The sequence below is a fragment of the Sulfurovum lithotrophicum genome (assembly GCF_000987835.1).
In the GTDB taxonomy this organism is placed as follows: Bacteria; Campylobacterota; Campylobacteria; order Campylobacterales; family Sulfurovaceae; genus Sulfurovum; species Sulfurovum lithotrophicum.
This window is the reverse complement of record NZ_CP011308.1, coordinates 169,436-195,185: the sequence shown is the minus strand read 5'-3', so window position 1 is coordinate 195,185 and position 25,750 is coordinate 169,436. Positions and strand designations below refer to the sequence as shown.

The 25,750-nt window shown below is 43.6% G+C and carries 23 protein-coding genes; 9 read left to right on the top strand and 14 right to left on the bottom strand.

What is annotated here, in order from left to right:
* Positions 1 to 2 precede the first annotated feature (2 nt).
* Positions 3 to 860, top strand: coding sequence for a biotin synthase (locus YH65_RS00965; protein ID WP_046550238.1), 858 nt, complete (start codon positions 3 to 5; stop codon positions 858 to 860).
* The gene (locus tag YH65_RS00960) at positions 847 to 2,001 is read left to right on the top strand and encodes a cation:proton antiporter (protein WP_046550237.1); all 1,155 of its coding nucleotides are present in this window, start codon (positions 847 to 849) and stop codon (positions 1,999 to 2,001) included. The genes YH65_RS00965 and YH65_RS00960 overlap by 14 nt, the downstream gene beginning before the upstream one ends.
* Here YH65_RS00960 and YH65_RS00955 read toward each other — a convergent pair.
* From YH65_RS00955 to YH65_RS00935, 5 genes are all read right to left on the bottom strand, one after another.
* A complete protein-coding gene (locus YH65_RS00955) occupies positions 1,998 to 2,726 on the bottom strand; it encodes a hypothetical protein (RefSeq protein ID WP_046550236.1) in 729 nt (242 codons plus the stop codon). The two genes, YH65_RS00960 and YH65_RS00955, sit on opposite strands and share 4 nt — an antisense overlap.
* A 3-nt stretch (positions 2,727 to 2,729) precedes the next feature.
* On the bottom strand, positions 2,730 to 2,981 hold the full coding sequence (locus YH65_RS00950) for a hypothetical protein (protein ID WP_084721990.1): 252 nt from the start codon (positions 2,979 to 2,981) through the stop codon (positions 2,730 to 2,732).
* An 8-nt stretch (positions 2,982 to 2,989) separates the two neighbouring features.
* On the bottom strand, positions 2,990 to 4,264 hold the full coding sequence (eno, locus tag YH65_RS00945; protein ID WP_046550235.1) for a phosphopyruvate hydratase: 1,275 nt from the start codon (positions 4,262 to 4,264) through the stop codon (positions 2,990 to 2,992).
* Between the two features lie 134 nt (positions 4,265 to 4,398).
* Positions 4,399 to 5,292 carry a hypothetical protein gene (locus tag YH65_RS00940; RefSeq protein WP_046550234.1) on the bottom strand — a complete coding sequence of 298 codons (894 nt, stop codon included), beginning with the start codon at positions 5,290 to 5,292 and terminating at the stop codon, positions 4,399 to 4,401.
* Positions 5,293 to 5,311: 19 nt separating this feature from the next.
* On the bottom strand, positions 5,312 to 8,563 hold the full coding sequence (locus tag YH65_RS00935) for a rhamnan synthesis F family protein (protein WP_169745653.1): 3,252 nt from the start codon (positions 8,561 to 8,563) through the stop codon (positions 5,312 to 5,314).
* 258 nt (positions 8,564 to 8,821) lie between these two features.
* Between YH65_RS00935 and YH65_RS00930 the strand changes: the two genes are divergently transcribed.
* Entirely contained in the window at positions 8,822 to 9,751 is a 930-nt protein-coding gene (locus YH65_RS00930; RefSeq protein WP_046550232.1) for a hypothetical protein, read from the top strand.
* A 4-nt stretch (positions 9,752 to 9,755) separates the two neighbouring features.
* Here YH65_RS00930 and YH65_RS00925 read toward each other — a convergent pair whose 3' ends face one another.
* From YH65_RS00925 to YH65_RS00900, 6 genes are all read right to left on the bottom strand, one after another.
* Complete coding sequence (locus YH65_RS00925; RefSeq protein ID WP_046550231.1) at positions 9,756 to 11,144, bottom strand: hypothetical protein; 1,389 nt, start codon at positions 11,142 to 11,144, stop codon at positions 9,756 to 9,758.
* 32 nt (positions 11,145 to 11,176) lie between these two features.
* Positions 11,177 to 12,928: a glycosyltransferase family 2 protein gene (locus tag YH65_RS00920; protein ID WP_169745652.1), complete on the bottom strand. Its 1,752-nt coding sequence runs from the start codon at positions 12,926 to 12,928 to the stop codon at positions 11,177 to 11,179.
* 156 nt (positions 12,929 to 13,084) lie between these two features.
* A complete protein-coding gene (locus YH65_RS00915) occupies positions 13,085 to 14,179 on the bottom strand; it encodes a KpsE/RkpR family capsule polysaccharide export protein (protein ID WP_046550230.1) in 1,095 nt (364 codons plus the stop codon).
* Positions 14,176 to 14,850 (bottom strand): ABC transporter ATP-binding protein, encoded by a 675-nt coding sequence (locus YH65_RS00910; protein ID WP_046550229.1) that lies wholly within the window; start codon positions 14,848 to 14,850, stop codon positions 14,176 to 14,178. Before YH65_RS00910 ends, YH65_RS00915 begins: the two co-directional genes overlap by 4 nt.
* The gene (locus YH65_RS00905) at positions 14,847 to 15,629 is read right to left on the bottom strand and encodes an ABC transporter permease (protein WP_046550228.1); all 783 of its coding nucleotides are present in this window, start codon (positions 15,627 to 15,629) and stop codon (positions 14,847 to 14,849) included. The genes YH65_RS00910 and YH65_RS00905 overlap by 4 nt, the downstream gene beginning before the upstream one ends.
* Positions 15,630 to 15,687: 58 nt before the next feature.
* Positions 15,688 to 16,428, bottom strand: coding sequence for a polysaccharide biosynthesis/export family protein (locus YH65_RS00900; protein WP_245609203.1), 741 nt, complete (start codon positions 16,426 to 16,428; stop codon positions 15,688 to 15,690).
* 233 nt (positions 16,429 to 16,661) lie between these two features.
* Here YH65_RS00900 and uvrB point away from each other — a divergent pair, with 233 nt between their 5' ends.
* The 4 genes from uvrB (at position 16,662) to YH65_RS00880 (ending at position 21,982) form a co-directional block, all read left to right on the top strand.
* On the top strand, positions 16,662 to 18,635 hold the full coding sequence (gene uvrB / locus YH65_RS00895; protein WP_046550227.1) for an excinuclease ABC subunit UvrB: 1,974 nt from the start codon (positions 16,662 to 16,664) through the stop codon (positions 18,633 to 18,635).
* 73 nt (positions 18,636 to 18,708) lie between these two features.
* The gene (locus YH65_RS00890) at positions 18,709 to 20,796 is read left to right on the top strand and encodes an RNA degradosome polyphosphate kinase (protein ID WP_046550226.1); all 2,088 of its coding nucleotides are present in this window, start codon (positions 18,709 to 18,711) and stop codon (positions 20,794 to 20,796) included.
* Positions 20,797 to 20,804: 8 nt separating this feature from the next.
* Positions 20,805 to 21,329, top strand: a complete 525-nt coding sequence (locus YH65_RS00885) for a gamma carbonic anhydrase family protein (RefSeq protein ID WP_046550225.1) — start codon at positions 20,805 to 20,807, stop codon at positions 21,327 to 21,329.
* Positions 21,330 to 21,331: 2 nt separating this feature from the next.
* Positions 21,332 to 21,982, top strand: coding sequence for an EI24 domain-containing protein (locus tag YH65_RS00880; protein ID WP_046550224.1), 651 nt, complete (start codon positions 21,332 to 21,334; stop codon positions 21,980 to 21,982).
* Positions 21,983 to 22,038: 56 nt separating this feature from the next.
* Here the strand turns inward: YH65_RS00880 and YH65_RS00875 are convergent, their stop codons facing one another.
* From YH65_RS00875 to rpe, 3 genes are all read right to left on the bottom strand, one after another.
* Positions 22,039 to 22,830 carry a 3'-5' exonuclease gene (locus tag YH65_RS00875; protein WP_052746038.1) on the bottom strand — a complete coding sequence of 264 codons (792 nt, stop codon included), beginning with the start codon at positions 22,828 to 22,830 and terminating at the stop codon, positions 22,039 to 22,041.
* The gene (locus YH65_RS00870; RefSeq protein ID WP_046550223.1) at positions 22,814 to 23,404 is read right to left on the bottom strand and encodes a phosphoribosylanthranilate isomerase; all 591 of its coding nucleotides are present in this window, start codon (positions 23,402 to 23,404) and stop codon (positions 22,814 to 22,816) included. Before YH65_RS00870 ends, YH65_RS00875 begins: the two co-directional genes overlap by 17 nt.
* A 108-nt stretch (positions 23,405 to 23,512) precedes the next feature.
* Positions 23,513 to 24,154 carry a ribulose-phosphate 3-epimerase gene (gene rpe, locus YH65_RS00865; RefSeq protein WP_046550222.1) on the bottom strand — a complete coding sequence of 214 codons (642 nt, stop codon included), beginning with the start codon at positions 24,152 to 24,154 and terminating at the stop codon, positions 23,513 to 23,515.
* 177 nt (positions 24,155 to 24,331) lie between these two features.
* Between rpe and rpmB the strand changes: the two genes are divergently transcribed.
* Together rpmB and YH65_RS00855 are read left to right on the top strand one after the other, a co-directional pair.
* Positions 24,332 to 24,541, top strand: a complete 210-nt coding sequence (gene rpmB / locus YH65_RS00860; protein WP_012083928.1) for a 50S ribosomal protein L28 — start codon at positions 24,332 to 24,334, stop codon at positions 24,539 to 24,541.
* Positions 24,542 to 24,574: 33 nt separating this feature from the next.
* Positions 24,575 to 25,705, top strand: a complete 1,131-nt coding sequence (locus YH65_RS00855; protein ID WP_046550221.1) for a potassium channel family protein — start codon at positions 24,575 to 24,577, stop codon at positions 25,703 to 25,705.
* The last annotated feature ends 45 nt before the right edge of the window (positions 25,706 to 25,750 follow it).

Here is a 25,750-nt window from a genome sequence, read left to right as displayed (position 1 = left end):
CAATGCCGACCAAAAAGCTGATCTTTTTATGTGCCATCAATAATATCCTCAGCGGTACCTGCAAGGAAGACTGTAAGTTCTGCACGCAAAGTGTCAGGTATCATGCCGATATCGAACGCTACAGTTACAAGAAGATCGGGCAGATCGTAGAAGAGGCCAGGCAGGCAAAAGCCAACGGAGCTTTGGGATACTGTCTTGTAACAGCCGGTAAAGGTCTTGATGACAAAAAGGTAGACTTCGTAGCACGTGCGGCACAGGCGGTCAAAGCAGAGGTAGAGGGGCTTAACCTCATTGCCTGTAACGGCACTGCTAGTCTGGAACAACTGATCTATCTAAAAGAACACGGCATTGACAGCTATAATCACAATCTTGAAACTTCCGAACGCTACTACCCCGAGATCTGCCTCACTCATGGCTGGCGGGAGCGCTATGAGACCTGCGAGAACGTCAAATCGGTCGGTCTGGCACTCTGCAGCGGAGGGATCTTCGGCATGGGAGAGACGGAAGAGGACAGAAATGAGCTTCTAATGGCCATCGCTTCACTCCAGCCGGAATCGATACCTTTGAATTTCTACCACCCCAATCCGGCCCTGCCCATCAAGACACGTAATATCGGTTTTGAAGAAGCACTGGAAATCATCCGAAAAGCCCATGCCCTGCTGGGAGAAGATCGTCTTCTCATGGTCGCAGGGGGTAGAGAACTTCTTTTTAACGGAAAAGAGGGGGAAATGTTCAACGCAGGGGCAAACTCCATCGTCATTGGTGACTACCTGACCACTTCGGGACTTGCCCCGAAAAAAGACCAACTCATGCTGGAAAAACTGGGCTACGAGGTAGCGACAAGCTGTGATTCACACTGATATTTCACTGATACTCACCCTTTCACTGCTGATATGGGGCAGTCCTTTTGTCTCAAAACTTCTGCGTATACCCACCCCTCCTGTGGAAATCATTCTCGGTTCTGTCGTTGCTTTTGCAGGCCTGGTCGGTCATAATCAGTATTTTGACATCATTGCTGAAGTCGGATTTCTCTATCTGATGTTCCTGGCAGGGATGGAAGTAGACCTCAAACAGATCACCCGCAGTCCCAAAGCACTCATCAGGCGGTCGATGCTATTTTTGGGGATCATGGCCTTCTTCTCCGTAGCTGCAGGTATTCTCTTTCACCTCAACACGATCACTATCATCTCCATGCCTCTCATCTCCATAGGGATCCTCGCCTCTTTGGCAAAAACTTACGGAAAGGAGCAGCCATGGATCAGACTGGCTTTCATTGCAGGGATCCTGGGAGAGATCATCAGTATCGCCATATTGACTGTCTTTGATGCCGCCAGCACAACAGGCGTGAACATGACACTGGTCACGAAAGTAAGCTATCTGGCTGCTTTCATTACCGTGGTATACCTGCTCTATAAGTTGCTTCGCCTTCTCTTCTGGTGGATGCCGGAACTCAAGAATACACTCATGCCAAAGCTCGATACTTCCGATCAGGATATCCGGCTTGCCATGGCACTCTTCTTCATTCTTATCGCTATTATGCTCTATTTGAAACTGGAATTGGCTTTGGGGGCTTTTATTGCGGGGGTGGCTATCTCGGCATTTTTTCATCATGAAAAACAGCTCGAAGCTAAGATCTCAAGCCTGGGATTCGGCTTTCTGGTTCCGCTCTTTTTCATTCATGTGGGGGCTTCATTCGATCTGAAATCATTAGCAGAAGAAGGGGTAATCACCGGTGCACTGCTGATCACCGTACTGATGATCCTTTCACGTGTACTTGCAGCCGTGGTCCTAAGGCAGATCAGCGGATCAAGAGATGCACTCCTGGTCGCATTCTCCCTCTCTATGCCTCTGACCCTGCTCGTTGCAGTTGCGACTATAGGCTATGAGACAAAACTCCTGCATATACTGAGCTACTATCAATTGATACTGGCCAGTATCTTTGAAGTGATCCTTTCCATGCTGCTGATCAAATGGATCAGCGGAAAAAGGGCGGCCGGTTAATCCCGGTCAACCTCTTTTATTGCCTCTTCCAACAGCTTCTTTGCATTCTCTGACGCTGCTTCATTTTCTTTAGCAACATTGATCTCGTCAATCGTTTTCTCTGCAGAAGCTTCACTCTTTTTTTCATCTACATCTTTTTTCGCCGCTTCCTCAGCCTGTTTTTTCTCTAATGCAGCTTTCTCTGCTTCAAGCTTTGCAAGTTTTTCGGCAGCTTTTTTCTCTTCAGCAGCTTTTTTCTCTGCCTGTGCCTGTTTGATACGCTCAAGTTCTGCTGCTTCTTTCGCTGCTTTTTCCGCCGCTATACGTTCCTGTTCGGCTTTTTGGGCTGCAACCCTCTCAGCTTCAATACGCTCCTGTTCCTCTTTGACCTTTTTGAGTCGCGCTGCTTTCTCTTCAGGGCTTTCTATGGCTACCACCGAAGTGGAAGGGCTTTCGACCACTTCACTTGTCTCTTCAACCACTTCAACCGTTTTTTCGGGAGCAGCTTTTGCAGGCGTGGCAGTCTCTTCGGTTGTTGCAGCTTCAGGAGTTTCTTCCTCATCATCTCCTTCAAGGTCCAGATCCTCTTTTGCCTCTTTTTCTTTGGCGATCTTTTCAAGATCAGCCAGGAGCTGTTGCTCAGCCTGATCAATCTTTTTGATATTAGTCTTCGGATCAAAAGGATTCTCCGAAGCATTTGCTCCCACCATGGCTACGATTGCCGCTACCCATATATACTGTTTCATGTCCTACTCCTTTGGTTCTAATTGTTTTAGTTCAAAAAGCGCTTTCTGCAGCTTTTGGTTCTCTGCTTTCAGACTTTTCTCTTCCTGCCTCAACATCTCTTTTTTCTCGTTGAGATGGTTCAGTACGGTCAGTGAATTCTCCCCGTAGATTAAAATACCCACATAGATACCAAAGAGCAGCAGGCCTATCAGCGTGATCAGGATCGCTTTGAGCGACAGACCTGCTATGGCTTCTACTCTATTGATTTTAGGCAAAAGCTATCCTACTTTGAAAAAAGCGAACTGCCAAGGTATTCAAACTGTCCCAGTTCCGCCTCAATCGCCAGCAGCCTGTTGTATTTGGCTATTCTGTCAGATCTTGCCGTAGAACCCGTTTTGATCTCTCCGGTGTTCAGGGCTACTGCAAAATCCGCAATGAACGTATCTTCACTTTCACCCGAACGGTGACTCATCACACAGGTATAGCCTGAACGCTGTGCCAGTCTGACCGTCTGCATCGTCTCAGAGACCGTACCGATCTGGTTGGGTTTGATCAAAATAGAATTGGCGATATCTCTCTCGATACCTTCAGCAAGAATCGCAACATTGGTCACAAAGAGGTCATCACCCACAAGCTGGACTTTATTTCCAAGCACTTCCGTCAGTTCTTTCCAACCTTCCCAGTCATCTTCACCAAGCCCATCTTCGAGAGAAACAATAGGGTATTTTTCACACATATCTGCATAATAGGCAATAAGCTCAGAACTTGTAAGCTCTCTGTTTTCTGAACTCAATACATATTTTCCGGTATCATTCATGATTTCACTTGCCGCTACATCCAATGCTATTGCGATCTGTTCACCCGGCACATATCCCGCTTTTTCGATCGCCTTCATGATTACCTGGATAGGCTCTTCATTGCTTTTGAGGTTTGGCGCAAAACCTCCTTCGTCGCCGACTGCCGTACTCTCTCCCATCTCATCGATGATCTTTTTCAGATGATGATACACCTCAGAAACGGCTCTTAACCCCTCACTGAATCTGTCAAAGCCGATCGGCATGACCATATACTCCTGAAAATCTACAGAGTTGTTCGCATGCTCTCCTCCGTTGATGATGTTCAGCATCGGAACGGGCATCGTGACGGCATTGGCTCCGCCAAGATAACGGTAAAGCGGCATTTTCAGAGAACTGGCCGCCGCGCGCGCCACTGCCATGGAGACACCCAGCACCGCATTGGCACCAAGGTTGGCATAATTATTCGTACCATCCAACTCTTTCATGATCAGATCGATCTCTGCCTGATTGAAAGGACTGAGCCCCACAAGGGTGTCATTGATCGCTCCGTTGACATTATCACAGGCCTGCAGAACGCCCTTACCCATATAACGGTCTCCTCCGTCACGCAGTTCAAGTGCTTCCCGCTTTCCGGTACTCGCACCGCTGGGTACGATTGCGCTCTCTACAGTACCGTCACTCAGACTTACAGTCGCTTTTACGGTTGGATTTCCCCGACTGTCCATCACCTCTGTTGCCACGATATCATCTATAAAAACCATATATATCCTTTGAATACTGTAATTGGATATATTTTACCTAAAAAATTCTGATAATTGGTAGGTAGGCTACAGTAAAGAAAACTTAATCGGTATAAAGTATCAGAAAAGAGCCTTTTAAGTCGTCTTAACCCTTTTCAAAAAAGTAGATATCTTGATTTAAGCAAAGGGATTTGAAGCATATCGATCATCTTTGTATTGGAATCATGAAAGCTTGCGATAATCTTTTGCCGTTTTTCACTATCCAGGTATTGTGCTTTCTCAGTCTCCATACTGTTATTGTCTTCCATGAACTGATTCATCAATTCATATCTCAAGTTTGGATTTAAGCTATTGGATACTCGCAGTTTGTGTACCTGCTCCAAAGAAAGGCTCTCGTTCTCTTTTTTATTTTCAATATTGAAACTTTTGAGATACGCCCTGTCAAATCCCAAAGAAACCAGGAAATTTTCTGTTGGATGCAGGTGAGGTATACGCGAATCAAAAACATCTATGATCACATTTTTCTTTGTTGTTACCATCAAGAGTCTGCTGACAAGCATATTGTAGTTCGCAATGCCTCTGGAACGGTGCAACCATTCATCAAAAGTGAGGCTGACACCATCTTTTACGACCTGTTGATAGAGGGATTCCAGGAATCTGTCCTGTCGGCGCAGATTAAGAATGAATTTGACTTTTTTATCTTTGAATACATCGAGTAATGGCTTTAGTTTTCTAAAATCACCAATAAAGGTCAACAATTCACTGCTCACTACCAGGTTCTTTCCTTTATGTGCTTCCACTTCAGCAGCAAGGTCCCGCAGAATCTCATTCCTGTATTTTGCTATATCCTGTTCCACATAGGATGGCCCTTTGTGAAGATCCAGTTTCCAGACCAGATCGTGATGGCATTTCAGATCATGATTCAAGCCTGTCTGAATATAGTGATAGCCATGCTCCTCAAGAAAAGATTTATTGTGATACAGAAAACCCTGTATGCTTGAAGTCGCTGTTTTCGGTAATCCTATATGGATATATACATTATTATTCATGCACTAAACCTTTCTAAAATCATATTCCACGCTGCGCAAAGACCGTCATAATATCCAATTCCTTATTTCCCGTAAAGTCATCTTCAAGTTGCAATATACCCAATACCTCATCATCGAGAAGACGGTTCCGGATCATGTATTCAAAGGTAAAAAGAGAGATGTCTTTCATTCTTTCACTCTCTATATCAATAAAATCAGGCGGAACGATGGAGAGTGCCGCTATGTAATCTTTTATACCCTCCATGATCTTGTTTTGTACTTCGATAGATGCATGCTTCTCTTTATAGTGGGGGACAGGCTTGCCTTTCTCATCTTTAAAATTGATCAGCTGTCCCTTGTCTGATGTCAGGAAAGCTTCCAGTACCAGTGCATATTTGTAAACGGTGTTACAGTTATCGGCAAGGTCAATCCCATCGGCAAAATAACCATGCAGCCTGATATTTTCATTTTCTATGCGTTTCACTTTCTCCGTAGTGACAAAGTATTCTCCAGTCAACTTTTTCTCTGTCAGTTGATGCAGATAGTTCTGGATCGTACCGGAGTATCCCAGGTCGATCAGTACATCCTCATTCTCTTCAAAAAAGCCTATGGAATCAAGATACGCCAGGTATGCACGGTGTTCACCTTCGGCATGTTTGTTTATGAGGTCGATATGCTCGACAAGCAATATGTAGGCTTTGTCCAGTCCGTTATTGTCCACAATCTCAAAATCCTCAATACCGCTTTCAGCAAGGAAACTTTCACTCAGCCCTACCCTGCTGTAGAGCATACTGCTGAACATGCCTTCATAATTTCCGAGATCCATTATCATGTTTTTAAGATTGTCTTCATTCTTTATAATCGCACCCAGCATAGCCCGTCTCGATATCTGGAGGTAATACTCCCTTCCTTCGGGTTCAAGCTGTTTTGTCTGAAGGAACTGTTCATAAGTCTTTTGCAGGAAATAACCGTCCCTCGCCAGGAAAAAGATCCTTTTGTCACTGAACTTACGGTATACATTGTTGACGAAGAGGTAAAAGAAAGGTGCCAATGCCGTATAGCCGAAGGTGTACGGCGAACATTTCTTCGAAAACTTCAATACTGTTTCGGAGAGTTCAAAAGCGGATGAAAAGAGTTGATTGACCACCGGCCCCATTAGAAGCATTTCTGTTTCGGACACTTCTCCGAACTGCTGCCTGAATGCTTTTCCGAAAGGTGATTCAAAGAATGCGTTTCTTTCGGAAAGCACGTGAAAAGTACCTATCCCGAAGTCACCCGGCAGTTTAGCATCCGAAACCTCACTGTCACCGATCATCAATGTTCGGGAGGGATCGATACGCTTTGAGTCAACCAGGTACTTCCAGACCGTTGTATTGTCCTTTCTGTACCCGGTGTCGGAAGAGACAAAGAGATTCTCTTTTTTGAATGGTATATTGTGCTTTTTCAGGATCGCCATCACCTGTTCCGTCGTCAGGTACATATCGCTGACGAAAAGTATATCGATATCGTTATCGTAAGCATATTGCAGCAAGGCTATGGTATCCGGCTTGGGAATGAGTGTCTTCATTTCATAATCGAAATCCATACTCCTGAGATAATCGACCATTTCAGGCGTATAGTCGCTGTGAAGGTGGATATGGTCGTAGATATCTTCATAACTGACATCTCCCGTATATGTCTCCGAGATCCTCAGCTTATACTCCGTCTCTTTACGCACTTTCATAAAGTCTGAACGGGTAGAGAACTTTGTGTCAAACTTTTCTTCCATGATCCTGAAGAGGTTATCGGGATAGAAGATGGTACGTGTAACCAGCGTATCAAATATGTCAAAAATAACACATTCTTTCTCTTTCACGATATTCTTGGCCGTTTCCAGTGTCTTGGCCTTGTGCTGGTTGAAATTCTTGTGTGTCACATTCTTCGTATACTGCATCCGTTTACGGTTCTGTTCTATATAGTCATAGCCGTTCAAGCGAGTTACATAAGCGAAAAGCCTTTCAAGCCCGTGGGCGATAGTCCCGTCGTTCCCTATGGGCTCTTCCGGGAAGTCCTCATATCCGATATCCGAATCCAGTATCTGAGAGATTGCAGAAGGCCTGAACCAGAACATCGTACCCGCAGGATAGTCGATGTAAGTCTGGTCCAATATGGGGTTCAGCTGCGTCAGATGCAGCCTTTGCAGCAGTCCTCTAGCTACTTCTTTGTTGGTAAGCCAGGTATACCCCCAGTAGGGTATCATTCCGTAATTGTCAGAGAAAAGCAGTCCGAGTTTCTCGTTCTCTACAAAAGCTGAAAGAATATCGTCTACGATCTCTTTGCTTCCGAGCAGATTGTGGTAAAGGTGGTTTCTCCAGTTTGTCTGTTCACTTCCGCCATAGAGTGATTTTTTACCGTGTATCTTGCAGCAGACATCATACGATTGCAAAGCTTCGGAGAACTCTACCAGGAAAGGGGCAACGTCACGGCCTCTGTTCTGTACCGGTTTTATCATGAAATTTTTATACCCTTTTTCTTCTAAAAAGGTTTCAATCTCTTCCACGTTCGTATCTTCGGAAACGGAAATAAAAAGGTCCGGCCGGGGGAAGATATTATCGATAGAGCCGATGATATCTTCCAGTACATCAATATAGAAAGCATGGATCACGACAGCGATCTTGAGATCGATCTTTTCAAGAGGCTGGGATACAAGAGGTAAAGGCAAAGGCTCAATAGATACATTGTTGACGTTATACCCCATGGTTTTTCTGTTTTGCTGTTTGCCTGCAAGTATATAATGTACCAGCGGATTGATGCCGGAGTGAAGCACTTCAGGGTATTGGCTCAGATAATACCCGGTGCTGAAAGTTTCGCTGGGGTCCCTCAACTCTTTTGCTCCGAACATAAGGTAATGCTCCAGCGGTTCCATACTACCGTTCTTGATATCCTCATAACGGGAAAGATAGAACGATGTATCAAAAAGACCGCTTTTCTCAATAAGCATTCTGTTCATGGCTAAGGGGTCGAAGTCCTGCATCTCTTCTTCAGGTTTCATAAGACGTTCCCCTTTGAGAACTTCCTGGTAGCCAACCAGAAGAAAGTGTTCAAAACCGGAGAGATATTTTTTTTGTTTGACCTTCTCATCCACATCGCTGTTCAACATAAGATACATTGTTTCATCATAAGGGTCCAGCCCTTCCAGTAAAATACGATTACCGGAATACAGCTCTTTCATCCCCATATCACGGAAATGTTTATCGATGCTTGCTATTTGTCCCTTTTCAAGCGCGAGAAAAAGATCAGTGTTTTTTTTCAAATATGCTGCTTGATCCAGCTTTAAAAGAAATTTACTATATACTTTTTTTCTCAGAACCCCGGGAATTGTTTGAGATTTAAAAAATTTCAACCATTTTTGATATTTTTTCATTAACAGATAAATTCCTTTACTCTTCTGCACTATTTATTAGAGGATTATATCCTAATCGATTGTAAACATTACTGTAACAGGAAAAGGCACAATACAATATCACCTCTTCTTTGATATAATACAAAAAAGGAAAAGAGGGTATTCTGTATGAGAGATTTCCAAATTCTGAATTTTCAGGACCTGAACATAGTAAATGCTACTGTATTTCGCAAGCCTCTTGAAGAGATAAAGTTCACAAACAAGGAGTGCATTACGGTAGTGATCATACGGGATCCCTATGAATATTTCGATACTGTCCTTGAACAACATATTGAAAATGAGATGAGTCCAAATCTTTCCAAAGAGGTCCGTCAAGCCATGGCTACATTAGACAGTGAGGCATTTTTAACATGGTTTTCCACACTGAACTATCTTCCCCTCATCAATCCACAGACATTTCAACTGGATATGCGCAAACGGATCAAAAATGCATTGAAACGTCTTGAACTTTTTGACTACGTCGTACCTTATGACAAGATAGATCTTTTTTTAACACATATTGCTCCTGATATCACCATTCATACAGCAGAAATACAAAGGCCATCTTTTTCCCTCGGTGCAGTAAAGAAAAGTGAGCTTACACAAATATTCGTAAGGAAAGATCTGCAGCTCTACGAACATACCCAGTCACTGTGGAAATTATCAGAATCCAAGCAATATAAATCATTAAAGTCACTGATAGAGAAAAAAGAACCTCAAAAAAAACAAAAACAAAAACAAAAACAAAAACTTTACCATGGACTCGTGGGTAAAATAAGCGAAAATACAATACGAGGCTGGGTAATCCATATGAAACGCTCTGAAAGTGTTATAGTCGGCATTTACAAAAATGGTACATTACTGAAAGAAATAAAAGCGGATAAAATGCGTCCTGATATACAAGAGATTACCGGTCATTCTACCAGTAAATGCGGCATCCATATTACTTTTGAGACTGCTGTATTTAAAAAGGGTGACAAGATTGAAATCAAAACGCTTCCTGACGGTGTCATTATCCCCTTGGGAAAACAGGCCAAAGAATTTCTTGGAATGGATTAAACCGTTATTGGGATTTCAGCTGTGTTTTCAGGGATGCTTTTAAATCAGCAATGTTCTTTCCCTTCGGCCTCAACCTGGATACCCTTTTAATAATCCGGTAGGCATTCTCCACATCCCCTCTTCGTTCAAGCAGGATAGCGATATCTCTTAATATATCTGCCTCTTTGTATTTACCGGAACTCATTCTATTCAGCTGTGGCTGCTTAAACCAGTGGTCAATTGTTTCGTAATTTTCAATATGTGGGATCTTTAAAAGTTCTGCCAGTTTATACAGTGCATAATTACTATATCCATGCTCAAGTTTTTTAACTGTACAGTGATATAAATATTCTCTGATCTTTTCATTTTTCTGCAGATAGTCAAAGGCCTTCTGAAGAGATATGTGCTCCCTATCGGCAACATTGTTCTTGTCAAAAACCAGTATTTTCTTCTTGTCTGTGATATCGATACCATTCAGGAAAGTATCACTGATCTTTTTTTCTTCTTCCGCAAAAAAAGATTTTAACTGCATATACAATTCATCATCCAGACCATTTTTATACTTTCCCGACGATACTCCAGAGTTCATTTCTGAATACTCCTGTAAACAGACATCGATCGTATGATTGTGCGGCGATTCTCGATCCAGCACATAATTGATCATTCTTTTTAATTCCAGGGCATCTTCCGTATAGCTGGGGTTGATCTTTTTGTCTTTGAGCACAAAACCATCGAATTTCATTCCCAGCTGATCTATAAAATCTTTTTCGATACGTCCTTCTGTAAAATGATCCTTCCCGTAGGGCCTTACGATCAGATTTTCTCTACCAACCAAGTTTTCCCACTCCTGATAGATCTTTAGAAAAGACTTATTGATCAGATTGCCTGCACTATTCTGCTTACGTAATATAGACTGTGCATACTGGGTAAAATTCAGGGTACCAAAATGTCTTTTTATCACTTGGTTATGTACGGAGATACAGTACTCAACGATATCTCTGTGATAGGCAATGACCAATACCCTCTTACCTGATAAAAGAGGTGCCATTTTTTGTGCAAGATTAAAAAATGATTCGGATGAGAGCAATAACAGCCTGTTTTTGCTTTTTGCATTATTATACCAGCTAGAGAACAAGACCTTTGCATCATCAGTACGATTTTCTATCAAAGCGATCGCCAATTTTGAATGCCCCCCTGAAATACCGTTTGGATCCATACCGTGTTTGGGGTAGGCCATCTCTTTGTTTTGCAACACATAACGGTTTTTAAGAAAAAAATTCTGTAATGCTGAAGTACCCGACTTTGGTGCTCCTATATGCAGGACGAGATCATATTTCTCTTTTAGAGAAAGGGGTTCATCTATTCCTTTCCCTGGTATCAACTTGTTCTTTAAAAAACTTTTTATATACTTCATAATGATCCTTATATACCCTCTCTTCTCAATATTTAACTGAGCGAAATTCTGAAGTCTTCAAACATTTTGGTCAAATGTCTATTGTAGCAACGGTCATTCTCTAGATTCTTTTTCCACTTTTTCTTCATATACCTGATCTCCTGCCTGAACCGTTCCTGCTTCTCCTTTGTATCTTCCGAGCCTCTGCTTACTGATTCGTGATGATAGAGTTCCACATAAGGGGTCCATAGGTTCCTATAGCCCTTGGCTTGCAGTTTGAGACAAAAATCTACATCATTGAAAGCCACTTTCAGGTGCTTTTCATCCAAACCGTTCACTTCTTCATATAATGTCTTTCTTACCAGTAGACAGGCACCCGTGACCGCAGCATAGTTCTGAATGATCTGCAGACGGGAAAAATAGCCGAACGAACCCCTGGGGAAGTATTTATGCGAATGTCCTGCAACACCTCCGATACCAAGCACGACACCGGCATGCTGTATGGTATCGTTATCATAGTAAAGCATTGCACCTACCGCACCGATTTCCGGACGTATGGCATGCTGTACCATTTCGGTAAGCCAGTGCGAGCTGATAATCTCAACGTCATTGTTCAGTAGCCCTAATATTTCACCTTTCGCCAGAGTAGCACCGAAGTTATTGATCGCAGAGTAATTGAAAGGATAGTGATATTCCACGATCCTGATATGTTCATATGTTTTAATTTTTTCAAAATATTCCAGCGTACGGACATCGGTCGTTTCATTATCCAAAATAATAATCTCATAGTTCGGATAGTCCGTATACTTCAAAATACTTTCAATACACTTGGAAAGAACCTCATACCCGTCACGCGTTGGAATCAATAGTGAGACAAGCGGATACTCTCTCCTTATATGATACGTTACTTTGTACGTATTTTCCAACATTCCTTTCTCTACAGTGACATCCCCGCCTGTTTCTCTAAAATAACTCTGCAGTGCCTTGATACCTGCATCGGTCGTATAATGCTTTTCGGCAGGGTCTAAAGCTGTCGAACCTTTGATCGCACGCCAATGATAAAGAATTTTGGGTATATGTGCGATCTCCTCATCTTCTATATGCAGCAGAGACCTCAGGATCAGGTCATAATCCTGACTGCCTTCGTATCCTTTTCTAAAACCTCCTACAATATCCACGATCTTTTTGGATATCAGTGCAGGATGGGAAATATAGTTCTGGGAAAAGAACATGTCAGGGTTCCAGTCTGATTTGAAATGGGGTTCAAAACGTCTGTTCTGCTTATCTATTTTATCCTCATCTGCATAAATGAGTTTCAGTCCCGGCTTATTGTTAAGTCTTCTTGCCATCCGGTACAATGCATCGGAAGAAAGCATATCATCATGATCCAGGAACAAAACATATTGACCGGTCGCCACAGAAAGTGCAGAGTTCGATGCTTCGCATATGTGACCGTTTCTCTCTCTATAAAGTACTTTGATACGCTCGTCAAGCCCCTCATAGTATTTAAGTGTCTCCAGTGTCTCTTTGGAGCTTGACGCATCATCCGCAATACACAATTCCCAATTCCCGTAAACCTGTTTCCGGACAGACTCTATCATGGCAATCAAATATTTTTTTTCAGTATTATAGGTCGGTGTGATGATGGAGATCAACGGGTTGTACGACAACTCGCTGATTTTCTTAACGGCTTTTTCATTCTTTCGTATCCACTGGCTGTATGTGGATGCTTTCTCTTTGTTGCTGCTTGCACTGGGGACCAAAGAATAATATTCTCTGTTCAAATGGGAACGCACTTCTTTCATCCCATTTTTTTTAAACCGGGCATACGACTTTCTTATCACTCTAAAAGGGTTGCTCTTGCGCTCATACCACATGATATAAAGAATTTTTTTCAACATTTGGACAGTACCGGGCCCATACTTACATTTATATTCATCGATTTACAATACTATTCGGGCTTAATCTTTATGATCGTTTATGATCATAAGGATTGCCATTAAAATAAAATATAACAATAAAAGAATAACCAAAGTGGTAAAGAGATCCCATATCACATCCGGATAGGTATATGTATCGGCTACTCTTGGTGAACTAATAACTACAAGATGTTTGGCCGTTTGGCTTACTTCTGTTTTAAGTTCTTCAAGAGTCATTAATGACTGTTGATAAACTTGTTTACTGAAATCCATCTCACTTTTTAAAAGTTCATATTCAAAAACATTTGTGTTCAGTTCATTCAGCTTCGTGGCACCTGCCAATTCTTTTTTGATCTTCCTTATTGATTTTTTAAGATTATCGATAGTTTCTTTAAGCATTTTCATCTCAGTACCGTTGGGGTTCCAAGTCCTTAGTTTACTGCTATAATCTACTTCACTTTTTACAAGATCTGTTTCCAGGGTCGCGAGGATTGTTGTTTTTCGCTCCACATCAATATTCGGATCGATGGTCCCATGTTCATTTTGAAATTTGATCAATGCTTTGATGGCTTTCACAAACGAAGCTTTATTCTGTTTGCTTTGCTGAATGATAAACCTCAATCCCAATATGGCATTTTCCTGAAAAAATTTATTGATGACCTCATCCGAATGCGTTATGATACTGTCCAATATCTGTTTGGATTTGACAGGATCCGCATGGGCAAAAGCAAGAGAGATCGTACCAGATGTTTCATCATATATCACTTCCAGGTCACTATTGTATCGTTCCAGAAGATTTTTTTTACCTGCATAATAATACGGTATGGGTGTATCTTTATAAAGCCTGTGAATGAAATCTACTGTTTCACTGGTATAATATTGTGAAAGATGATATTTCTTATCAAGATACTCATACATTTCATTGGAACGTATATAAAGTTCAATGATAGCTGAATCCTGCGTATCGTCAGAAGGTTCACCAAGCATAGCAGAACTAAGGTCAAGTTGCTGTTTTTGGGAAAGGTCATATAACCTGACAATACTCGTTGACTCGTATCTTTCTGTCTCAATATAGACAATATATATTGAGATCATAATAAATAGAACCAAGAAAAAAAGTTTTATAAATGCTTTCATGTGCTGCCTTTGCTTCTGTTGATTTCTTTATAACGGTTAATTGCATCATCTATATCTTCATAATAATATAATTTTCCCTCATGAAGCAAGAGACCTGCCTGACAAAGCTCACTTAATGTTTTCATATTGTGACTGACCAATAGAATATGACAATGTGCGATCTTTTCCCGAAGTGCTTTTTGAGCCTTCTCTTTAAAACTGGCATCCCCTGTTGACAATGTTTCATCTATAAGCATATAATCAAAATCAAAGGCCAAGCTTAATCCAAATCCCAACCTTCCTTTCATACCTGACGAATACGTTTTTATAGGCATATCGAAATAATCCCCAAGTTCGGCAAAGTCCTTGACATACTCAATGATCTTTCTTGTCTCTTCATGTGTTTTATTATAAAGGGTACAGACAAATTTAATATTTGCTTTTCCCGTCATATTCGGTACGGATCCTCCGCTCAATCCTAATGGCCAGGAGAAACTTTTTTTAGAATAAATACTGCCCCTGTTCGGGAATTCGATCTTTCCAAGCATTCTCATAAGTGTAGACTTTCCTGAACCATTGCGTCCCAGAATACCGATATTTATTTCCGGTAGTGTCATGGTGACATCATCAAGAATATATTTTTGATCTTCATTCGTCAAAAAATACTTGGTAACATTGCGTAGCTCAATCATATCGATATAATCTTCTTTTCCTGTCGTGTATACAACCATATGCCTATAAATAGAGAAACAACGGTCCAAAGTGCCATATATCTATAATCAACGAACCGGTCATCCAGGTCATAAAGATATGCTCCATGTATCATTTCCATGAAATGCACCAAAGGATTGTAAAGAAAATATTTCTGATACTCAGGTGTTACACTGATTAAAGGGAAAAAAACTGCCGAGACGATCATTAGACCAAAAGAAGTAACGGCAACTATTTTGCCTATACTGACAAAGAAAGTGTTCCCGACAGCCACGATAAGTCCAAGACCAAAAGCAAACAGTGCCAGCCATAGATAACCGGCAACCACCATTAACAAGTTCTCGGGTTTCATATTGTCATACTGCCAGAAAAAACCGATACATACGAACAAAAATATAATGATACTTGTTATGAACATTGATTCAAGTGACTTCGCGATCATGGTATCTATAGGTTTCACCTGTTTATAGGTATAAAGTCCTTTATTGGAGATAAATATATTCGAAGATCCCCCAAATATTTTTCTGAACATATTGAATGCTATAAATCCTGAAGCCATAAACACATAGATATCGTAATTTGCACTTGCTCTTCCCATAATCTGCACCCTGATAAGGATAAACATAGTCACTTGCATAAACGGTTCAAAGAATGTCCAGAACAGCCCTGCTTTTCCGACACTGATTTTTCTATTTAATTCTCTAAGAAAAAGTGCTTTCTCTACAGCCAGGAAAATATGTAATGGTTTTCGTGATTTCAAATTATATTCCTGCCCATTTATAATTATTCAATATCACCCTTTGAGTTTTATTTACTCTTTATTTACTTAAATATTTAAGTGTCACGAATGGAGCTGCAACTTTTGATATCGTTTCAAATGGTGAAGTCATGTCATCAGAGGCAACTTTGAATTTTTTCCACTTATTCGGTTTGACATATACGATGTCATTTGGTCTGAGCATCAAACCCGCATAACGCATTGTATCAAAATTGGTAAGATCAACTTTACGTATCTTCATACCTTTCCGGGTATCATTTGAGATGATCAATATTTCACTCCTTACAGCAGAGTCAGTCAACCCTCCTGCAAAGGCTAATGCTTCAAATAAAGTCATTTTCTCCTTATCCAGTTTAAGGACTCCCGGGGTTTTAACTTCTCCCAGGACATAAAGCCGCTTATTCATGACCTCAACATATACGGTAGGAGAATTCAGATGCTTTTTATACTCTTTCATAATATGTTCTGCTGCCTCGGACTGGGTCAAGCCGGCAACTTTGATCTTTTCTATCAGAGGAAGCGTTATATAGCCTGATGCATTGACCAATATTCCTTCCTGTTTTATCGATTCTCCTAATCTGGCCCCTGTTCCTATATTCTGCTGAGGATCTTTAAAGAGAGTCACATCAAGCCTGTCTTGTGGCAGGATACGGTATTCGATACTTCTGCTGCTTACATTCTTTTCCTCAATAGTCTTATTTGACTGCAAAAGCTCGTAATCTGATTTTCCGGCACATCCATTCAACAGCATGGCAACGGCAAACAGAATAATTAATTTCACACTATAAGACACTTCCCCTTCCCCTTTTCTTTCCTGAAATAATAGTGATATTATACTCTAACTTCACTTTATCCTCTCCTGTCAAAAGAGTGGCGATAAATGGACGTAAAGTCTAAGAACTAAAATTGAATGATTTACCGCGTTGGTATTACATCTTTTTAATATTATGCTAAAATCACATCATATCATTTATATGTACTATAATGATTATTTTAAGTCCACGAAGAGGAAGTATGCCAGACTTTACCGTAAGCAGCCCCTATAAGCCTGCCGGAGACCAGCCCACAGCCATCGATTCTCTTGTCAAATCCATCGAGTCAGGCAACCGCTACCAGACTCTGCTGGGTGTCACGGGATCGGGGAAGACCTATACAATGGCAAAGGTGATCGAGAAGACCAAAAAACCTACACTCATCATGACACATAACAAAACACTGGCGGCACAGCTTTATTCTGAGTTCAAAAGTTTTTTCCCGAACAACCATGTGGAGTACTTTATCTCCTATTACGACTATTATCAGCCGGAAGCCTACCTACCGCGTCAGGACCTTTTCATAGAGAAGGACTCTTCTGTCAATGAAGAGCTGGAACGACTGCGTCTGAGTACGACCGCCTCTCTGCTCAGTCACGATGATGTCATTGTCATCGCATCGGTCTCGGCCAACTACGGTTTGGGTTCCCCGGAAGACTACAAGACCATTGTACAGAAACTGGTCGTGGGAGAAGAATACAATCAGAAAGATCTGCTGCTCAAGTTCGTCGATATGGGATACAAACGCAACGATGAATTCTTCGATATCGGGAATTTCCGTGTCAGCGGCGAAGTGGTGGATATCTATCCGGCCTATTCGGATGAATTTGCTATACGTATAGAGTTCTTTGGGGATGAAGTGGAAGCGATCTACGAATTCAACTCACTGACCGGAGAAAAGAACAGAGATCTCAAAGAGGTCACTGTCTACTCTGCCAACCAGTTCATCGTCAGCAAAGAGAAACTGGCACGGGCGGTCAAGACCATCGAAGAGGAACTGGATGAGCGGCTGGCCTATTTTCAGAAAGAGGACAGGATGATCGAATACAACCGCTTAAAACAGAGAACGGAGTTCGATCTGGAGATGATAGAGGCAACGGGGATGTGCAAAGGGATCGAAAATTACTCACGTCATCTAACCGGGAAAAAGCCCGGAGAGACTCCCTACTCAATGATGGACTATTTTGAAGCGATGCATGACGACTACCTTGTGATCGTTGACGAATCGCATGTCTCTCTTCCTCAGTTCAGAGGAATGTATGCCGGGGACAGAAGCAGAAAAGAGGTACTGGTTGACCATGGTTTCAGGCTCCCCTCGGCACTTGACAACCGGCCTCTGATGTTTGACGAATACATCAACAAGGCACCACATTATCTCTTCGTCTCCGCAACACCTGCACCTTTGGAGATAAAACTCTCCCCTGTGGTGGCTGAACAGGTGGTACGCCCCACAGGGCTGCTTGATCCGGAGATAGAGGTCATCGACAGCACCTACCAGGTGGAGGACCTGCATGACAGGATGAAGCCGGTGATAGAGAGGGGAGAACGCGTGCTTGTCACCGTATTGACAAAAAAGATGGCAGAGGAGTTGACAAGTTACTACAATGACCTTGGTCTCAAGGCACGCTATATGCATTCAGACCTTGATGCTATCGAACGGAACCAGGTGATCCGTTCCCTGCGTCTGGGAGAGTTCGATATTCTCGTGGGTATCAACCTTCTCAGGGAGGGGCTTGACCTTCCCGAAGTGAGCCTGGTCGCTATACTTGATGCGGATAAAGAGGGCTTCCTTCGCTCCCGGACCTCGCTGATACAGACAGCCGGAAGGGCGGCAAGAAATGCCAACGGCCAAGTGCTTATGTATGCCAAGAAGATGACAGACTCGATGAAGGAAACGATCGAGACCACCCAGCAGAGACGCCAGAAACAGATTGCTTACAACAAAGCGCACGGCATCACGCCTACGACGACCATACGGGAGCTCGATACCAATCTGAAGGTGGAAGACGCCGGCGAACTTTACAATAAACGCAGCAAACTTGACAAGATGCCCAAAGCCGAACGGCAGCAGCTTGTCAAGGAACTCAAGGCTAAAATGCTTGCTGCCGCTAAGAATCTGGAGTTTGAAGAGGCAGCACGGCTGCGGGATGAGATAGCAAAAATCAAAAAACTGTAGATTTACAAAATGTTTTTACATTTTTGCTATAATATACAAAAATATATTTTAATATGTAATACAGGCAGGTAAAATGACTCCGGACCTTAACTCTCCACAACTCTATTTCAACCGTGAACTCTCATGGCTTCAGTTCAATTCACGTGTGCTTGCACAGGCACTCGATGAAAAGCTTCCTCCACTGGAGAGATTGAAGTTCCTTGCGATCTACGGAACAAACCTTGATGAGTTCTATATGATACGTGTTGCCGGTCTGAAAGCACTGTTCAAAGCACGCATACAGGAGAGCGGGGCAGATAAGCTCACCCCTACCGAACAGCTTGAAGCCATACGCGAGTACCTCCACAAAGAGCAGGAGATACTGGAGAAATGCTATGCTTCCATCATCTCCGAACTGCATATCCATGGTGTACATGTCAAGAATTTCGATGCACTCAATGCGACCGAGCAGTCGCAGATCGAAGAGATCTTCTTCAATGAAATCTTTCCGGTCATCATCCCCATTGCCGTAGATGCTACACATCCCTTTCCGCACCTGAACAATCTCAGTTTCGGACTGGCAATGACGCTTCAGGATGATTCAAAAAATATCAAACACGGCCTGATCCGTATTCCGAGGGTCCTTCCGCGTTTCATTCATATTGACCACACCTATGTGCCCATTGAAAGTGTCGTAGAATATTTTGCTTCCGAACTCTTCCCCGGGTTCAAGCATCTTGCCTCTACACCATTCAGGGTCACGAGAAATGCCGATATTGAGATAGAAGAGGAGGAAGCGGATGATTTTCTTGAAATTCTTCAGGAGGGGCTGCGCTCAAGGAACAAGGGATCGTTAATCCGTCTGGAACTGATGGATGGGGCAGATGAGGGACTGTTACATTTCCTGCTTTCCCATCTTGATCTCGACGAGGATGACATCTACTCCTACAAAGGCGTACCGCTGAACCTCGGCACACTGTGGCAGATCGTGGGCGACAAATCACTTTCTCACCTTGTACTGCCGACCTTTACACCCAAGGTTCTGCCGCCTCTGGACAGCGAGAATATTTTCAATGCCATTGAGAAACAGGATATCCTGCTCTACCATCCTTTTGACAGTTTCGAGCCGGTGATACAGTTCATCAAAGAAGCCGCTGACGATCCCGATACGCTTGCCATCCGCATGACCCTTTACCGAGCGGGACAGAAGTCACCCATCATCAAAGCGCTGATCGATGCGGTCAGGGACGGAAAACAGGTAATGGTACTCGTTGAGCTCAAGGCCCGCTTTGACGAAGAGAACAACCTGCGCTGGGCCAGAGCCCTTGAAGATGCCGGGGCCCATGTCGTGTACGGCATCCCCGGTCTCAAGGTCCATGCGAAGATCGCACAGGTCATCAAACGAAAAGGGAAAAAACTGCAGAGTTATGTACATCTGGCAACCGGGAACTACAACCCAAGCACGGCGAAGATCTATACAGATATCTCCTACTTTACCTCCAAAGAGGCTTTCGGTACCGATGCGACGCACTTTTTCCATTTTTTGACAGGATTCTCCACCTATACCAAGCTCGATACCCTCTTTATGGCACCGGTGCAGATCAAGCCCAAGCTGATCAAACTCATTGACAAAGAGGGCAAACAGGGGAAGAACGGACACATTATCCTTAAAGCCAATTCCCTGGTGGACAAAGATATCATCAAGGCCCTGTACGTCGCTTCCCAGGCAGGCTGCAAGATCGACCTGATCATACGCGGTATCTGCTGTCTCAAGCCGGGGATCAAAGGGGTGAGTGAGAACATCACCGTCTCTTCTATCATCGGGAAGTATCTTGAACATCCAAGGATCTACTACTTTAAGAACAACAAGGTTAACTGCTTCATCTCCTCTGCGGACCTGATGCCCCGAAATCTGATCCGCCGTATCGAATTGATGACGCCTATTCTCGAAGAAAAACTGACACAGAAGATCGTGCAGATACTCATGCTCCAGTTGGCGGACAATCAGTTGAGATGGGAACTTCAGGAAGACGGGAACTATGTAAAGGTACCGCTGCTTGGCAAGCCGATCAACAACCATGAGGTACTTGAACAGTATGTCAACAAAATTTACGACAAGACCAAAAAAGAGACACCGGACTATGTCAGCCGACTGGCAAGCCGCATTCTCAAAGAATCGTAGGAGAAAAAATGATTTTAAAATTCAAAGAATGGACACCCCAACTCAAAAAGAATGCCTGGGTAGCCGAAGGGGCTTCTGTTATAGGGCGTGTCACAATGGGTGAGGACTCGGCAGTCTGGTTCGGCTGTGTGGTACGCGGCGATGTGCATTTCATTACCATAGGTGACAGAAGCAATATACAGGATCTAAGCATGATCCATGTGACACACCATAAAAAAGCCGATATGTCCGACGGGAACCCGACACACATCGGAAACGATGTCACAGTGGGCCACCGTGTGATGCTGCATGGATGCACCATCGAAGATGCCTGCCTCATAGGCATGAGCGCCACCATACTCGATGGTGCAGTCATCGGCAAAGAGTCGATCGTGGGTGCAGGCAGTCTCGTGACCAAGAACAAGAAATTCCCGCCCCGATCGCTCATAATGGGAAGCCCTGCCAAAGTTGTTAGAGAATTGACCGACGAAGAAGTGGCCGAACTGTATGCTTCGGCGGAGCGGTATGTAAAATTCAAGAATGAGTACCAATAAATATGAATAAGGTCATCACCAAAAGCCTGCAGGATATACTCTCGGGTGAGGTCCTCCTCTTCGTTTTGAAGGTCACTTTTGCCTCTCTGATCGTCACGGCACTTTTTGTCTGGATATTTGGAGGTTTTCTCAGCGGTTTTATCACGAGCTATCTCTCATGGATCCCCTGGGAATGGCTTCAGACAACCGGTGCCTCTGTTGCCACGATGGCAGTGGCCTACATGCTTTTCATCGTAATCATTTCCGTACTCACTTCCCTGATGGTCGAACCGCTGCTGATCAAACTTGCCAAAAAACATTACCCAAATGTACCGGTGGCCGGTTCGCCCAATATCACGACTTCCGTCTTCCTGAGTATCAAAGCGGCCCTTCTCTTTCTGCTGCTTTTCCTTTTTACCTTTCCTTTGCTTTTCATCCCGATATTGGGGCAGGTATGGATGCTCTGGCTCTGGTCCATCATTTTAAAAGCACCGACAGCCTACGATGTGAGTTCTCTTTTTATCAGCGACAAAAAGGTCATCAAGGAGAAAACAAAGAAGTCAACACTCATCGCCATGATCGCCTCACTCTTCAACTATGTACCGGTACTGAACATCTTCGCCCCGGTCTTTGCCCAGATCCTATTTTTACATTATATTTTGAAAGACAGATAAAAACAGTGTTTTTATCTGTCTGACATAGCAGCATAAAACATTTATATACCCGGGTACTACAGATTTTTGTTCTTTTGGCCACGCTCTTTTCTGCTTGAAACAGAAAATTGCAAAAGATCATCCGTGGTCCTGACATACTCCGGCAGATTCTTAAAACTCTTTTCCATCACTTTTGCCGCACAGACCGCATCGCTGTAAGCACGGTGATGTGTTGCCGTATCGATCTTTAGAAAGTCGATGAGATAGGCCAAGCCGTAGCGTTCGCTCTCGAAGGTCCGCCTGGCAAGGTCTATGGTACAGAGTTTCGGATTGCCGATGCCTCCCAGGCCAAAGCGTTCAAATGAAGCGGTCAGAAAAGAGTAGTCGAAATTCGCATTGTGCGCAACAAAGACCGCGTCACCCATGAACTGCCGCAACTGCGTCAATGCAGCTCTTCGTGTCGGTGCACCTGCCAGATCGGTCGGTTCGATACCGGTAATCTTCGTAATGTACTCAGGCAGAAAGGCACATTCGACAAACGTTTCCAGCCTGTCAACGACTTCTCCTTTTTCCACCATGACCGCACCGATCTCTATGACCTGGGAAGTTCCCGGTTTGCTACCGTTAGTCTCTATGTCTATGACACAGTAACGCTGTTCCCGGTAGGGGGTGAAAAAGGTTTTGAGCAGATAACGCCCCTGCACATCCTGCTCTATGGGATATCCTGAAGCCTGGAGCAGAAGGAAGATCGTATCGCTGTCTTCCAGAAGCGTCGTATACTTTACGGCAATATGCCTGTACTGCTCTTCACGCAACACTCCGCTATGTTTTCGGAATGCCGAAGTGAGTTCGTCAAAGACTTTTCGCATTGCGCAGGAACCACTCCACTTTCTGAGGATCTTTCTTTCCCTTGACCGATTCGACACCTGAGCTGACATCGACACCGTAAAAACCGTACTTCTTTACCTCGGTAATATTCTCCGGGGTCAACCCTCCGGCAAGAATGATCTTGGAGCAGTCCACCCCTTCGAACCACTCAAGGTTCAAACGTTTTCCACTTCCCCCGTAAGCTTCACAATAGGCATCGACGAGACGATACCGGTCCGGGAACCTGTGTATATCTTCGGCGCTGCGCACACGTACTACAGGTAGGGTTTTGAGTGCAATGGCATCAAGTGACTCTTCGTCCACATCAAAATGTATCTGTGCCAGCGAGATCTCCGAATATTTGCAGACCGTTTCTATGGTCTCAACCCCCTCATTGACAAAAAGTCCTACTCTTTCCACAAAAGGAGGCAGCTGGTCGATGATCCGCTTGGCATCTTTGGGTGTAATATAGCGCGGCGATTCATTATAGAATACAAATCCAAGAGCATCAGCTCCACATTCTACCGCATGCATGGCATCTCTCAGGTTGGTAATTCCGCATATTTTTACTCGCATCGTTTTCCTTCGTAGGGTGTGTAATCACACACCGCATAATAAAATTAATATACAATCAAGCTTCTCACCCAAAGGCTCTACGAAAAGTACGTAGATACGCAGCTTCCCTTATTTTAAAGAGGAGATCGCCTCGTTAATCCCTTCCGGGTGCTTGTAGACAAAAGAGCCTGCCACCACAACATCAACACCTGCCGCTGCCAGTGCTTTTACATTCACATCATTGACCCCGCCATCCACTTCGATCAGACACGCCGGATTGCGTTTTTCGATCAACGCTTTGAGACGTTGTGCCTTTTCAATCACGGATGGGATGAACGTCTGCCCTCCAAACCCGGGGTTGACACTCATCAGCAGTACCATATCGAGATCTTCCAGAAGGAACTCTACCGCTTCGGGCAGCGTATGCGGGTTCAGTACGATCGACGGTCTGATACCCAGTGAACGAATCTTCTGTATGAGTCTGTGCGGATGTTTCTCCTCTTCGATATGAAAAGAGATAAATTCCGGTTTCAGCGGGGCGAAGAGGTCAACAAAAAAACTGTTGTTCTCCACCATAAGGTGGATGTCCAGCGGCTTGGTCGCTGCTTTGGATACGGCCTCCACAACGACCGGACCAATGGTAAGGTTCGGGACAAAATGGCCATCCATGACATCCACATGTACAAGGTCACATCCTCCGTCACAGACAGCCTGCACATCACGCGCAAGGTGTCCAAAATCCGCAGAAAGTATACTGGGTGCTACTAACATAGAATTCCTCATGTATTAAAGTGCCGTATTATATCACAGCGTAGGTAAGAGGGATTTGTCAATAAATCTACCCAACTATCAGGTCCCATTAAGCAAAATTTATGCTCATTTTGTCTATAATCGCACAAATTTTTCACGTTTGTTCAAAGCGAACGTAATTCACTCAAGGAAATACATATGTCAAGAAGATGTTCAGTATCTGGAAAAGGCCCACTGGTAGGAAACAATGTTTCTCACGCAAACAACAAGACAAAGAGAAGACAGCTTCCAAACCTGAGATCTGTAAAGATCACGATGGAAGACGGAACAACCAAAAGAGTTAAAGTTGCAGCTTCTACACTTAGAACCATGAAGAAAAAAGCTGCGCAAGCTGCAGCAGCAAATTAATCTTTCAGATAGGAGAGGGTATACTCTCCTATCATGACTTCTATAGAAAAGCTTAAAAAGTTTCTCGGCTGGAGAAGCGCGCAAAAACCACATATTACACTGAATGATGAATTTTACTCTCATTTAGCCCCGTTCAGATTTCCTCTCATACTTACTGTTCTTATTATGCTTTTGGGCACAATAGGCTATATGGTCATCGATAATTTTCCACTCATGGATGCCATTTATCAAACGGGGATCACATTTACGACCGTTGGTTTTGGCGAGATACGGCCTATCTCGGATATCGGTCGTATTTTCACCATTACCCTCATCATATTCGGATTTGTGGTCTTCTCCATCGCTGTGGGTATCATTGCCGAAGTGGTGAAAAAGGGAGACTTCCAAAAAATTGCCAAGGAGCGCAGAATGCTTTACGAGATCGCCAGACTGAAACAGCACTTTGTCGTCTGTTACCATAACGAATTTACCATCCAGGTCACCAAACAGCTTCGTGCCAACCATATTCCTTTCGTGGTCGTCGACCCCAGGGAAGATATGGAGGAAATTGCGAAAAAATACCACTACCCCTACTTTGTAACCGCCGAACCGCATACGGAGGAGGGCATACTCAAGTCACATCTCTCCTCAGCAAAAGGGGTCATAACCCTTGCCGACAATGTCGCAGACAATATTGCAACGATCGCTTCAGCCCGTCTTTATGAACGTGAGATAGGACGTAAAAGGAAATTTCTCATCATCGCCAATGCCAAAAGCAATGAAGATGACCAGAAACTGCTGAAGCTCGGTGCGGACAAAGTGGTGACCGCCACCAAGCTAATGGCCCAACGGATCAATGCCATGGCGGCACGTCCAGATATGGAGAACCTGCTTCAAGAGTTCCTCTACAAGAAAGACACACCTCTCGACATGGAGGAGGCAAAGGTTTCGAAGACTTCATGGCTGATCCTTAAAAAGATTAAAGCCGCACGCTTCAGGGATGTTGCCAATGTAACCATCATCGGTATTCGCCAAAAAGACGGAAAATTCATTCCAATGCCAAAGGGCGACACGATCATCATGCCTGAATCCAAACTGCTTCTGATCGGTACGGAAGACGGGATCAGACATGCCAAGAAGATCATCCGTAAAAAAGAAAAACCCGAAGAGCTGAAATACGTATAGCATTAGAAATTAAAAATTTTGACATAAATCTACGTTCATGTCAAA

Coding starts and splice junctions, on each gene's coding strand:
- eno (WP_046550235.1), bottom strand. CDS start 4,264: ATGGTTTTTATAGATGATATCGTGGCAACAGAGGTGATGGACAGTCGG.
- YH65_RS00920 (WP_169745652.1), bottom strand. CDS start 12,928: ATGAAAGAAGTGCGTTCCCATTTGAACAGAGAATATTATTCTTTGGTC.
- rpe (WP_046550222.1), bottom strand. CDS start 24,154: ATGTTAGTAGCACCCAGTATACTTTCTGCGGATTTTGGACACCTTGCG.
- rpmB (WP_012083928.1), top strand. CDS start 24,332: ATGTCAAGAAGATGTTCAGTATCTGGAAAAGGCCCACTGGTAGGAAAC.
- YH65_RS00930 (WP_046550232.1), top strand. CDS start 8,822: ATGAGAGATTTCCAAATTCTGAATTTTCAGGACCTGAACATAGTAAAT.
- YH65_RS00875 (WP_052746038.1), bottom strand. CDS start 22,830: ATGCGAAAAGTCTTTGACGAACTCACTTCGGCATTCCGAAAACATAGC.
- YH65_RS00955 (WP_046550236.1), bottom strand. CDS start 2,726: ATGAAACAGTATATATGGGTAGCGGCAATCGTAGCCATGGTGGGAGCA.
- YH65_RS00940 (WP_046550234.1), bottom strand. CDS start 5,292: ATGAATAATAATGTATATATCCATATAGGATTACCGAAAACAGCGACT.
- YH65_RS00880 (WP_046550224.1), top strand. CDS start 21,332: ATGAATAAGGTCATCACCAAAAGCCTGCAGGATATACTCTCGGGTGAG.
- YH65_RS00965 (WP_046550238.1), top strand. CDS start 3: ATGCCGACCAAAAAGCTGATCTTTTTATGTGCCATCAATAATATCCTC.
- YH65_RS00910 (WP_046550229.1), bottom strand. CDS start 14,850: ATGATTGAGCTACGCAATGTTACCAAGTATTTTTTGACGAATGAAGAT.
- YH65_RS00890 (WP_046550226.1), top strand. CDS start 18,709: ATGACTCCGGACCTTAACTCTCCACAACTCTATTTCAACCGTGAACTC.
- YH65_RS00925 (WP_046550231.1), bottom strand. CDS start 11,144: ATGAAGTATATAAAAAGTTTTTTAAAGAACAAGTTGATACCAGGGAAA.
- YH65_RS00915 (WP_046550230.1), bottom strand. CDS start 14,179: ATGAAAGCATTTATAAAACTTTTTTTCTTGGTTCTATTTATTATGATC.
- YH65_RS00885 (WP_046550225.1), top strand. CDS start 20,805: ATGATTTTAAAATTCAAAGAATGGACACCCCAACTCAAAAAGAATGCC.
- YH65_RS00855 (WP_046550221.1), top strand. CDS start 24,575: ATGACTTCTATAGAAAAGCTTAAAAAGTTTCTCGGCTGGAGAAGCGCG.
- uvrB (WP_046550227.1), top strand. CDS start 16,662: ATGCCAGACTTTACCGTAAGCAGCCCCTATAAGCCTGCCGGAGACCAG.
- YH65_RS00870 (WP_046550223.1), bottom strand. CDS start 23,404: ATGCGAGTAAAAATATGCGGAATTACCAACCTGAGAGATGCCATGCAT.